This is a genomic window from Alkalibacillus silvisoli (genome assembly GCF_039521975.1).
In the GTDB taxonomy this organism is placed as follows: domain Bacteria; phylum Bacillota; class Bacilli; order Bacillales; family Alkalibacillaceae; genus Alkalibacillus; species Alkalibacillus silvisoli.
The window spans coordinates 1-12088 of sequence record NZ_BAAACZ010000002.1; the positions used below are offsets into that span (position 1 = coordinate 1).

Below are 12088 nucleotides of genomic sequence, written 5' to 3' on the forward strand. Positions count from 1 at the left end.
ATCCGATTTAAACACCAGTTGTTTTTAAACTATTAAGAAAGTAATTCCACTATATATTCCGAAGACCCATCATTATAAAATAACGAAACGACTATTAAGAATTATGAGAAGAGCTGAAGAGAGTATAGATCAATTAGGCATTAATGCTTTAACAACGATTGATCTATTTATAGCTTTCCAAAATGAAAGAGATGGAGCACTTGGTGAGGTTGCTAATAAAGTTAATGTTGACCTAGAAAAGTTAGCAAGGATGAGAGATGAAGAACTTGAACAAGTAAGTAATTATAATATTTTCAATGAGAAAGTATCAAGTGAGGTATTAACCGTTTTTGAAGCGGCCTATGAATATATGAGGCGGTACAATCAAGTCTTCTTGAACGAGGGGCATGTCCTTAAAGCTTTAATAAGAGAATCAAGTGTGATTAATCAGCATGTGTCTGATGAAGACAAAAAGTTATTGTTAACGTTGGGGACTAGTTCAAGAGATATGATTACATATTTAGGGGACTATCAATTCCCATCAATTCATGATTTAAACATTCAAAGGGTTGAACATGTAGATCAACACGATTTAGTAATGTTTGTTAGAAACGAGTTTTCGCAGGAATGGTCAGATACAATCGAACAAGGCCTTTCAATGAATCAAACATCTTTTTATGTTGCATATGATGACGATAATAGCTTAATAGGCTTTGCCGCATACGATGTTTTTGAAGGCAAGAAAGGTTACATAGGTCCAATAGGCGTAATCACTTCTAACAGAACAAGTGGTGTAGGGTATGCATTACTTCATTATTGTTTGAAAGATATGAAACAGATTGGTTATGCGTATGCTGTAATTGGTGGTGCAGGGCCAATTGAGTTTTTTGAAAAGGCTTGTCGTGCAGTTGTCATTCCATCAACTTATACTAAAAATGAGGTGTGAACTGTGACCAAGTTACAAACCCATGGTGTCGAGTTTGTGAGTTTTGTTGAAGTTGCTGAAGCTCAAATAGACCAATACGAACCGGTTAGAGGCTCATATGCTATCATCAACTGCCAAAGTAAACTTTTAATCTGTTATAACATTTGGCGTAAGCAATGGGAGTTCCCAGCTGGTGGTCGAGAAGGTGAGGAAACTCCAAAGGATTGTGCAAAACGAGAACTTTATGAAGAAACGGGTCAAGAGGTTAAGGACCTCACGTTTAAAGGACTTTTGAAATCAAAAGTTATAAAGAGTGGAGCCGTTAAGTACAACCCGGTATATTATGGTGAAATATAAGAATTGCAGCCATTTAAACAAAATGAAGAAACATCTGACATAATGCTATGGGATGGTGAAGGAAAAATAGAGTGTTTTGATGCGGTTTATTTTAATTTATTAGATTATATCATCGTAGGTGCTGATTAAGTGAATGTAAAATATGCATGCTGCGACAAGGCTTAACGTGTGTATTCTCACACGTTTTTTTTATTTTCTAGGAAACTTATTGAGCTTCTGTCATACAATGGTTAGTAGAAAATTAAAGCCGAGTATACAGGTATGTTATGAAAGGTTTGTGGAAGGAGATCGAAGTTGAAGGTTTATAAATGGTGGATCAGTTTATGTTTGATGATGTTCATGGTTTTAGCAGCATGCCAAGGTGAAGAGCCAGAGGTAGAAGAACAAGGAGAAAGTGTAGAAGAAGATGCAGAAGAGGAAGAGGTCACTGCTCAAAAGGATGAGCGGCCACAGTATGAAGTATGGATAGCAGATCAAGGAGCAAATGAAATCCATATTATTGACGGTGCTACACACGAGATTGTCGATATGATTGATTTTGGAGATGTTGGAGATAAACCACATATGCTTGTCTTTGATGAAGCCGGTGAATATGGGTATTCAGCTAATATGGGATCAGGTACAGTTTCTGTGATTAGTGCGGAAGATCGTGAAGTCTTAACTACGCTTGAAACTGATGAAGGTGCTCACGCAGCTGTACCAAGTCCTGATGGGGAACGTGTTTTTGTAGCGAATACACCAGGTGAATCAATGACGGAAATTTTAATTGATCATGAGAATGAGAAGTATGTCGTTGATCGTCACTTAGACTTAACTGAAGTTGAAATGTTACAGGATGAAGAGGAGTTTCCTAATCAAAGTCCAATTTGTTTAGAATACACAGAGGATAGTAGTAAAGCTTATGTGACGCTAGGTGGCGGTGGATTGTTTATCATGGACGTTGAAGAGTTCGAAGTCATTAAGGCGTTCGGAAAATCAGAAGTTGGACCACATGGTTGTGGAACAATCTTGTCACCAGATGGACAGCAAATGTTCGTAAATTCTGGTTCTACTGAGCTCGCTGAATATTATGTGTTCGACATTGAAACAGATGAGTTAATCTATACAGGTGAAACGGGTGGCATTGATGCACATGGTGTTCAGTTTACGCCTGATGATGAATATTTATGGATGGTAAATCGCGTGACGGATGATGCTGCAATCATTGATCCTGAAAGTTTTGAAGTGGTTGAACAAGTTGAATTTGTAGGCGAGGCACCTGACTTGCTTGTGTTCAGCCCTGATGGTAAGTATGCTTATATTTCATTACGTGGTCCTGAACCAGCAACAGGCACGCATGATATGGCTGGAGATACGCCAGGTGTTGCCATTATTGATGTTGAAACGAAAGAAAAGATTGACTTGATTGAACTAGAAGGCGACCCACATGGAATTGATTTAAGAGTATTAGATTGAACAATATATTTTCTTATTATGTAAAACACCCCAGCGTTTAAGCTGAGGTGTTTTATTATACGTTTAATAATTCACGAATATCTTGTTCACTAAGGCTTTGGAATGTCGTTTCACCTGGTTGTATGATGTTTTCGATTAATTCACGTTTCCTTTGTTGTAAGGAGTGTATTTTCTCTTCAATTGTCCCTTTCGTAATCAGACGAAAGACTTGGACGACGTTTTGTTGACCCATTCGATGGGCACGTCCTGCAGCCTGTTCCTCAACTGCTGGGTTCCACCAAAGGTCATATAAAATGACAGTATCGGCACCAGTTAAGTTTAAGCCTGTGCCACCAGCTTTTAATGAAATTAAGAAAATATCTTTTTCACCTTCATTAAAGCGATTAACCATTTCGACCCGTTCTTTTGATGGTGTTTGTCCATCAAGATAAAAAACATCTTTTCCTGTTTCACTTAACTTATCATGAATGATCTGAAGCATGCTTGAGAATTGTGAAAAGATTAACATGCGTTGTCCGTTTTCCCGAGATGTTTCAACCATTTCAAGAAGTTGGTTAAGTTTGCCAGATTCCCCGTCATAGTCTTCGATGAACAAAGAAGGGTGACAACAGAGCTGACGTAAACGAGTCAAGCCAGCTAATATTTTCATTCGATTTTTCTGGAAACCTTCAGTTGATAACGCGTTAACAGCTTCTCCTTGTATTTTCTCAAGGTAACCTAGGTAGAGTTGCTTTTGATTAGTAGTTAATTCAGAATGTTGTACAGTCTCAATTTTATCAGGTAATTCTGTTAGTACATCTTGCTTAATCCGCCTTAATATAAATGGACGGCTCATCCTCGATATTTGATCTTCTGGTAAGTTGCGAAATTCCTTTTTAACTGGAAAGAAACCAGGTAAAATAACATCAAAAATCGACCATAATTCGTCTAATGAGTTTTCGATTGGTGTACCACTTAATGCAAAGCGTTTACTAGCTCGAATAGCTCTAACGGCTTTTGATTGTTTCGTTAAATTATTTTTAATCGCTTGGGCTTCATCTAATATTAACGTTGAAAATTGTAAGAAACCGTATTGTTCAACATCTTGCCTTACTAATGGATAAGATGTAATGATAACATCAAATTCGTCCACTTCTTTTAACAACATTTCTCGTTCATAAACACTTCCGTGAATGACTTTAACCATCATAGTCGGGGCAAATTTCTCAAATTCAGCCTGCCAATTATAAACTAAGGAGGCAGGAGCTACGATGATCGCTGGTTTGTCTAAGTCCGGATTATTTTCTTTTTCAGATAATAGAAAAGCAATACTTTGTAATGTTTTACCTAACCCCATGTCATCTGCCAATATGCCTCCAAAGTGATAACGACTAAGTGACTTCATCCATTGAAAACCGACTTTTTGATACTCACGTAAGTCTGCTTTAAGTGATTTAGGAATTGGCGCTTCAAAAGTCTCTGGGTTTTTAATGTCTTTAATGAGTTGTTCGAATGCATGATTATATTTAGTTTTTAACCCTTGAGAAATCTCATCGATTTGTAGTCCTCGATAAGCAGGTAATTGAAGCGATCCTTCATTTAAATCACTTGAGTTTAAGCGTAATTCATTAAATAGATGAGACATTTGTGTAAACGATTCGTCCTCAAGTGGGACAAATGCCCCATTAGGTAAGCGGTAATATCGTTTCTTTTCAATTACAGACTGGATGATCTGGCTAATCTCACTTTGATCAATATCACCTAAGTCAAAATCGATTTCTAAAAAGTTCTCACCTGAATCAAGTTCCACATTCACAGATGGGTAATCTAAGTTATCAAGTAACATACTTTTAACTGATTGCGTTAAATATATATCCATTTGCTCTTCTAATTGAGGCAATACCTCATATAAAAAGGTAAAAATATTCTCTTCATCATCTAAGTATAGCTCTTGGCCATTGAATTTAAATGAAGCGTGTTCAATTACGTTCATAACTTGGCTTTCTTTAGAAACGTCTCGAATTAATATTTTCTCAGAGTCTTGTGTTTGATTAGAATCAGACTGCATCGGGTCAATGATGATGTCGTCATATTTATAATGGACAGTTGCTGTTAAACGTTCATCTTCTCGGTCAAGGTGCATTTTAGCTTGAAGCGGCGGATTGATAATAGATTCCGTCACTTGACTAGACATATTAACATCGCCAATTTCCTCTAAGCTAGGGACAACATGGGATAAGAACGAATCGACTTGCTGTTGATTGATTGGAATGGAATGTTGGCGCGTTCTGTATAGTAATTTAAATAGGTCGTCCATAATATTTTTCTGTTTTTCATTAAGTTTGTAAAAGTTTTGGTCTTCTTTAATAATGCCGTAAGCTTTAAAATATTGAATGTCATAAAAATCTTCTAAAGCTAGTTCATACCCTTCTTCGCCTCTATCTAATGAAAAGTGAAGGGGTGAGTCTTCTTCAATCCAATTGATTTCGTTAAAAGATTCAAAACCATCTTCAAATTTGCAATTACGCTTAGCTAGTGCAGGCATTATTTGTCCAGCAACTAAAGGTGGAATCGTCATCCCTTTTTGACTAGGTGGTGATTGAAAGCTACTTTCATGAAATACGTCATTTCGGTACATATCTAGTAAAAGGTTTACGACTTCCTGGTCTTCTTCTGAAAATTGATGTACTTCAGGGTCATAGCTAAATTTAGGTGTGAAGAAATGTTCTTTGCTTGCATTAACACTTTCTAAAAATCTCTTTAAGTTCTTGACAACATAAGTACGTTCAACACCCACTTTCATCTCGATTGAAAGGGTATCTCCTTGAAACCACTGGATGTGTGGTTTAAGAGTGAACTCAGCTTTTAGGACTTCTTTATAATTGATCTTCTCATTGTTTGAATGAAGCTGATTGGATAATAGATTAATCATTTCTTCGGAATAGTCTCTATAATTCGGACGTTTAGTATTACGAAAATTATCCAGTGTATCATTAAAGCTTTTAGGATGCTGTTGATCGGGTTCTTCTTCAGTTTCATTAGCAATTCTAATTAAAACGGCGACAGTATGTTTGCACCTTTCATATTGTTTATGGGCAGGGCAGCTACAAGAATAGGATAATGAACTCCCCTCTATCCTTACGCTAAGATTGTAAAGTTCACTTCCCTCTACGAAAGCGTGCCAAACGCCGCTCAATTTGTTGTAATCTAGGCTACTTATTTTTCCGCGATTATAGTAGTTTAACCCTCTTTGGTAGACTGCACTGGGAAATAAATCTTTAATGGATTGTCTAGTTAACATAACCGATCATTCCTCTATTCTATTTAACTCGTAAGCTTAAAAAATATTTTACATTATCATATCATTAATAGTCTTGCCTTAATATCTATTTATCATAACAATCCATACAAACAATTTGAATAGAATTTAGAAAAGAAGGCACAAAAAAGAACAAGCGTTTTTCGCTTGTTCTTTTAATTACCCTACATCTTGTTGTGTTTTGTATTCGTCAATTAACAGAGTTAGTGACGCGCGCTCTGTATCGTTTAATGGGATGAGTGGTAAGCGAACACTTCCAACTGGTATACCAAGCTGGTTAAGGGCTTCTTTTACTGGTGTTGGACTTGGTGCTTGGAACATCGCGTTCATAAACGGTACGATATAACCATGCATTCTTGAAGCGTGAGCCACATCGCCATTACGTAAAGCGTTCAGCATTTGTTGCATTTCTTTACCAATGATGTGAGCTGAAACAGACACAACACCTACACCGCCCACTGCAACTGTTGGTAATGTTTGATTATCTTCACCTGTATATAGAGTGAAGTCTTCACTGGTGTTGTTAACAATTGCTGTTACTTGCCCTAAGTCGCCACTTGCTTCTTTAACAGACACAATGTTATCAATCTGAGATAGGCGAATAATCGTATCAGAAGTCATGCCAACTGCACTGCGTCCTGGTATGTTATATAACATAACTGGAAGATTAATGTTATTTGCAATCGTACTGAAATGTTGATACATGCCCTCTTGAGAAGGCTTGTTATAGTATGGTGTAACAAGCATAACTGCATCTACACCAATTGTTTCTGCTTCTTGTGATAGTTCAACAGAAGCTTTTGTGTTGTTTGAACCTGTACCTGCAATGACAGGAACGCGTCCATTAACTTCTTCTACAGCTAGGCGGAATAACTGTAATTTCTCCTCATGTGTTAATGTCGGAGATTCACCAGTCGTCCCTGCAATCACTAAACCATCTGATCCATTTGCAATTAAATGGTTGATTAGATTTCTCGTTGCATCGAAATCAATTTCACCGTTTTGTGCGAATGGGGTTACCATCGCTGTAATGACTTGACCAAAATTCATTATACACACACACCCTTTTCTATAAAAAATTAAGCTTAGTTCACCTCTAGGTGTGGAGGACCAAAAAAGCAACAACGAGAGGGCTCGCTGTTGCTTAAGAACGTCTGACAGTCCTAAGTCTAGATAGCCCTCCATATAGTCTCCTATATGACAGCCCCGCATTTATTAAATAACAGAACCAGCCTCAAGAATGTGAGAGTTATTGAAGCTTCGGCAAATCCCCCTTTCCTTATGAATCAAAAGAGCTCACTCTCTTCAACAAAAGTACTAATGGTCTTTGCACCTCTATCCTTACTTTAAAAAATTTAAAATAAGAAAGATTATTTAATTACCTACAATGTACCAAAGTAAATTAGAAAAAACAACCTAAAAAGCTTTAAATTTTAAATAAATATAAAGCTTCTTAGTTAACAATTAAGATGACATGTTGATAGGGGTCGTGATAATTGAGCGAACTTCATAGAAAGGTGCTCAGTTAGGGATATAGTTTGGCATATGTTTAAGGCTACTATATAATGATGATGGATTTCATTTTAGTTATTGGAGGCATAAATATGACAAATCGACATATCGTTTTCTTTGATATAGACGGTACTTTATTAGATGAAGCTAAAAATTTACCAGATTCAGCTAAGCAGGCTGTACAACAATTGAAAGCAAATGGACATGAGGTTGCGATCGCAACAGGTCGTGCACCATTTATGTATGAAGGTTTAAGAGACGAGTTAGGTATAGATACATATATAAGCTTTAATGGGCAATATGTCGTTGTAGAAGGAGAGGTCATTTATAAAAATCCACTTGATGAATCTGCTCTTAATAAAATGGTAGAAGATGCAAATGCCAATCATCATCCGGTTGTTTATATGGATCATTTAGATATGAAAGCAAATGTGGTTGAACATGATTATATTACAGAAAGCATTTCCTCACTTAAAATTGAACAACTCCCTACATTTGACCCAGAGTATAAAAATAGAGAGCTTTATCAAACTTTAATCTTTTGTAAAGAAGGGGAAGAAGAAGTTTATGAGCAGAAGTATCATAACTTTGATTTTATTCGTTGGCATGAGCTATCAACGGATGTAATCCCTGCTGGCGGGTCGAAAGCAGAAGGAATAGAGAAAGTCATTGAGAAATTAGGTATTCCTAAAGACAATGTTGCAACGTTTGGAGATTCCCTAAATGATCTTGAGATGTTGTCTCAATTTCCTTATGGTGTTGCAATGGGTAATGGACATGATTTGGCAAAAGAAAAAGCGAGCTATGAAACAAAGCCAGTTGATGATGATGGTGTCATGCATGGGTTGAAATCACTGAAGTTGATATAAGAAAGGAGTAGGAAATGTTTCCCGCTCCTTTTAAAGTTGATGAATTGAGGTCTAACGATCCTTTAAGTGTTGATCTAAGAAATCTTTAATCGCTTGATAACCCTTAATTCGATTTTGACGCTTAGTAAATCCATGTCCTTCATCATCAAAGACGATATATTCAACTGGAACATTATTCTTCTTTACTGATTCTACAATTTCATCTGATTCTTCTTTAAGAACACGAGGATCATTAGCCCCTTGTAAAACGATCAGTGGTTTATTAATATTCTCAGCATAAAACAGTGGAGAAATGCTTCTTATATAATCGTTTTCTTCGTACGGGTCACCGATTTTTTTGTATAAAACATCGCGCATGGCTTCCCACCATGATGGGATACTTTTCAACGTGCGCTCCCAATTGGAAACGCCGAAAATATCAACACCTACTTCAAATTCATTCGGTTTAAATGCCATAGCTGCCAGCACCATAAACCCACCATAACTCCCACCGATTATACCAATACGATCTTCATCGATATAATCTAAAGACGCTAAATAATTTTTGCCTTCGATACAATCTTCAAGGTCGACCTCACCATGCTTCTTATCTGCCGCTTTAAAGAACGTTTTGCCATATCCTGTACTGCCGCGATTATTAACAGCTAAAATGGCATAACCATGGTTGGCTAGGTATTGGAAGAGCGGGTTATAATTAACCATTGATTGTCCACCTGGCCCACCATGTACCCACACTAAAGCAGGTGCTTTTTCACCTTCATTTAGATGTGGTTTGTAGTAAATAGCTGGAATTGTAAGATCATCAAATGATGAGAAATGTACAATGTCAGCTTTTACGAGATCATCACGGTTGATTTCAGGGTTTAGTGTATCAGTTAAACAAGTTAACTTCTTTTGGTTTAAGTCATAAACGTAAAGGTTATCAGGTGCATTAGAACTGTTTAATAGAAATGCGATTTTTTCTTCGTTATGTGAAATGGTCACATCACTAATTTGTCCTTCTTTAAGGTTGTCGATCTCAACGAAATGACCTGTTTTTGTATTCATAATTTTAATCTCGACTTTACCATTGTTGTTAATGGCATAGATCAGGTATTGGTAGTTCTTTGAGAATTGGGCCATGATGATACTCCAATCCTCTATTGCGACTGTTTCGATGGATTTAGTCATTAAGTTCATACGTTTTAAGTATAGAAACTCATTCTCTTCATCTGTCAGGTAGTAGAGGTAATTAGATGTTTGATCAAAAGCTACTGGTATATACTGAACATCACCTTCGTGTGGGGATAAGTGCTCAAGCCCACCATCATTAGAGTAAATGTACATATCTGAGTTGTTAGCAGTAAAAGATTTGTGAAGGGCGACGTATTGTTTATTAGGTGAGACTTCTGAGATCTGAAAGCCATCTTGATTTTTGAAGACGATCTGTGGTGTGAATGTTTCAATGTCCATTTCATAGAGGTCCATAAATCGTTCGTCACGTTTATTCGATTCATAAAAGAAGCTGTTATCATTTTTGGACCAACCTAAAAATCCAGCCTTTTCCTTGACTCCAGGTGTTAGGTCTTTCACTTGACCAGTTTCATCTTGTAAATATATGTGCGTTAACTCATTGCCACCTTCATCACTTTGGTATAAAAACCTGTTGTCCTTTGGGAAGTAAGTGATTGGAAAGATTGAATTAGTGGTAGTATAGGTGATTTGGTTAGGTTGACCATTGTTTAGTTGAGTTGAGTAAGCATTGTATACCCCTGTCCTGTCACTTGCGTATAAAACCGATGTACCATCATGGGATAAAGCAACACCTATAAGACTTTCTGTGTTTTCAAACTGTTCAATCGTGTACTTTTGTCTTTTAGTTTCTTTCGTCATAGTTTCCCCCTCTTTCTTTACTCTTTAATTAAGTATTCTATTTTGGAAGTCTAAATTCCTTTTCGATTCTAACCAAAACTAAGGAGGTGTTATGAGAGGGGAATAATTTCTAAAATATTTAGAAGATGAACAGCTTGGTAAAGCGAGAGGATCTGTTTCAGTTGATAGTTCGGGTTTGATGATGGGAGAATCAACAGAAGTGGGAAGTAGTGAAGTGATGAAGCTTATTGATTAGCAAAGGTCTAGAGTTTGAAGCCTCTAGACCTTTATATTATTTGCTTTTATCTGGTTTTTTCTTAATTTCACCTATACCAAGCCCTCTTCCTTCTTTGTAGATTGCTTTGACGAAACTTATGACCATTAATAACATGATCACTGAAAATGGTAATGCAGCGACAATCATCGTATTTTCTAACGCTTGTAACCCGCCTGTGTAAAGCAAGGCTAAGGCAGTAGCTGATAGTAAGGCACCCCAGATGAGTTTAATTCGTCTTCCAGGATGGTGTGATCCGTTTGTTGTCATCATCCCTAACACATACGTTCCTGAGTCAGCTGATGTTATGAAAAACGTACTAATGAGTATAATCGCTATAATCGAGGCGACCATTCCTAATGGGAAGTTATCAAAAACACCGAACAATGCTTCTTCCGTTGCTAACTCTGAGATCGTTGCAATCCCATTATGCTCTAAAGAAATAGAAGTCCCTCCAAAAGTTGAAAACCATAAAAACCCGATAATTGATGGGACAATTAAGACGGTAAACACAAATTCTCTAATGCTTCGTCCGCGTGATACTCTTGCGATGAATATTCCTACAAATGGTGACCAGGCTATCCACCAAGCCCAGTAGAAAATCGTCCAAGCATCAATCCACTCACGTGTGTCTTCATTTAGCGGTGCAATTCTAAAGCTCATTGCAGGTAAGCTTTGAATATATGCCCCAATTGAGTTTGTGAACATATTAAGAATAAAGAGTGTAGGTCCTGCAATAATCATAAAAATAAAAAGCAAAATCGCTAAAATCATATTGACATTACTTAAAATTTTAATTCCTTTAGCGAGTCCAGTCCAAGCTGAGATCATGAAAAGAACAGTGACAATTGAAATAATGATGAGTTGAAGGGTAAACCCACTAGGAATATCAAATAAATAAGATAATCCGCCATTTATTTGGACAGCTCCAAATCCAAGTGTCGTTGCTACACCTATCACGGTTGCTATAACTGCTAATATATCAATGATTTTCCCAGGAGTACCTTCCATACTCTTTTTTCCGAATAATGGGTGTAGAGATGCGCTAATTAATCCGGTACGGTCATGTCTGAAACTGAAATAGGCTAAGATTAATGCTACAATTCCATAAATTGCCCAAGCGTGTATACCCCAATGGAAGAAAGTATAATACATTGCTTCCTTAACGGCTTGATCAGTTCCTAATTCGCTAGCAGTTGGTGACATGATTGCATAGTGATTAATCGGTTCGGCAGCTCCCCAAAATACTAACCCAATTCCCATTCCTGCACTAAAGAGCATGGCAATCCAAGTTGGGCGTTTGAATTCAGGTTTTTCACCTTGTTTGCCTAATTTAATCTTACCTAATGGTGTAATTAAAAAGGTCAAACATACAATAACAAAGAAAGTGACTGCGATTAGATAATACCAACCAAATGATTCAGAGATAAATGCTTGTATGTTGGTTGTTAACTCTTCAAGCCCATCAGGCCAAAATATTCCTAACCCGACGAGTATTAACATAACGACAACTGAAATGATAAAAACGGGCGTCATTTTCTCGCGCATAAATATGTGCTCCTTTCAAT

At 37.0% G+C, this 12088-nt stretch carries 9 protein-coding genes and 1 riboswitch; of the genes, 5 read left to right on the forward strand and 4 right to left on the reverse strand.

What is annotated here, in order from left to right:
- Nucleotides 1–79 precede the first annotated feature (79 nt).
- The 4 genes from ABDZ63_RS00245 (at nucleotide 80) to ABDZ63_RS00260 (ending at nucleotide 2716) form a co-directional block, all read left to right on the forward strand.
- Nucleotides 80–925, forward strand: a complete 846-nt coding sequence (locus ABDZ63_RS00245) for a GNAT family N-acetyltransferase (protein WP_486300816.1) — start codon at nucleotides 80–82, stop codon at nucleotides 923–925.
- Nucleotides 926–928: 3 nt separating this feature from the next.
- Nucleotides 929–1261, forward strand: a complete 333-nt coding sequence (locus ABDZ63_RS00250) for an NUDIX hydrolase (protein WP_343780885.1) — start codon at nucleotides 929–931, stop codon at nucleotides 1259–1261.
- Between the two features lie 3 nt (nucleotides 1262–1264).
- Nucleotides 1265–1390, forward strand: a complete 126-nt coding sequence (locus tag ABDZ63_RS00255; protein WP_343780888.1) for a hypothetical protein — start codon at nucleotides 1265–1267, stop codon at nucleotides 1388–1390.
- Nucleotides 1391–1555: 165 nt separating this feature from the next.
- A complete protein-coding gene (locus ABDZ63_RS00260; protein WP_343780891.1) occupies nucleotides 1556–2716 on the forward strand; it encodes a YncE family protein in 1161 nt (386 codons plus the stop codon).
- A 55-nt stretch (nucleotides 2717–2771) separates the two neighbouring features.
- Here the strand turns inward: ABDZ63_RS00260 and ABDZ63_RS00265 are convergent, their stop codons facing one another.
- Both ABDZ63_RS00265 and dapA read right to left on the reverse strand, forming a co-directional pair.
- The gene (locus ABDZ63_RS00265) at nucleotides 2772–5996 is read right to left on the reverse strand and encodes an SNF2 helicase associated domain-containing protein (RefSeq protein WP_343780893.1); all 3225 of its coding nucleotides are present in this window, start codon (nucleotides 5994–5996) and stop codon (nucleotides 2772–2774) included.
- 177 nt (nucleotides 5997–6173) lie between these two features.
- Complete coding sequence (dapA, locus tag ABDZ63_RS00270) at nucleotides 6174–7064, reverse strand: 4-hydroxy-tetrahydrodipicolinate synthase (protein ID WP_343780896.1); 891 nt, start codon at nucleotides 7062–7064, stop codon at nucleotides 6174–6176.
- Nucleotides 7065–7180: 116 nt separating this feature from the next.
- A riboswitch (Lysine riboswitch) is annotated at nucleotides 7181–7360 on the reverse strand.
- Nucleotides 7361–7618: 258 nt separating this feature from the next.
- On the opposite strand from dapA, the gene ABDZ63_RS00275 reads away from it, so the two are divergent.
- The gene (locus ABDZ63_RS00275; RefSeq protein ID WP_343780899.1) at nucleotides 7619–8395 is read left to right on the forward strand and encodes a Cof-type HAD-IIB family hydrolase; all 777 of its coding nucleotides are present in this window, start codon (nucleotides 7619–7621) and stop codon (nucleotides 8393–8395) included.
- A gap of 51 nt (nucleotides 8396–8446) precedes the next feature.
- Here ABDZ63_RS00275 and ABDZ63_RS00280 read toward each other — a convergent pair whose 3' ends face one another.
- Nucleotides 8447–10267, reverse strand: coding sequence for a S9 family peptidase (locus tag ABDZ63_RS00280; protein WP_343780901.1), 1821 nt, complete (start codon nucleotides 10265–10267; stop codon nucleotides 8447–8449).
- A 271-nt stretch (nucleotides 10268–10538) separates the two neighbouring features.
- A complete protein-coding gene (locus ABDZ63_RS00285) occupies nucleotides 10539–12068 on the reverse strand; it encodes a glycine betaine uptake BCCT transporter (RefSeq protein WP_343780903.1) in 1530 nt (509 codons plus the stop codon).
- Nucleotides 12069–12088 lie beyond the last annotated feature (20 nt).

What these genes read in the sequence shown, in the direction of transcription:
- dapA (WP_343780896.1), bottom strand. Translation starts at nt 7,064, where the DNA reads ATGAATTTTGGTCAAGTCATTACAGCGATGGTAACCCCATTCGCACAA.
- ABDZ63_RS00285 (WP_343780903.1), bottom strand. Translation starts at nt 12,068, where the DNA reads ATGCGCGAGAAAATGACGCCCGTTTTTATCATTTCAGTTGTCGTTATG.
- ABDZ63_RS00265 (WP_343780893.1), bottom strand. Translation starts at nt 5,996, where the DNA reads ATGTTAACTAGACAATCCATTAAAGATTTATTTCCCAGTGCAGTCTAC.
- ABDZ63_RS00275 (WP_343780899.1), top strand. Translation starts at nt 7,619, where the DNA reads ATGACAAATCGACATATCGTTTTCTTTGATATAGACGGTACTTTATTA.
- ABDZ63_RS00280 (WP_343780901.1), bottom strand. Translation starts at nt 10,267, where the DNA reads ATGACGAAAGAAACTAAAAGACAAAAGTACACGATTGAACAGTTTGAA.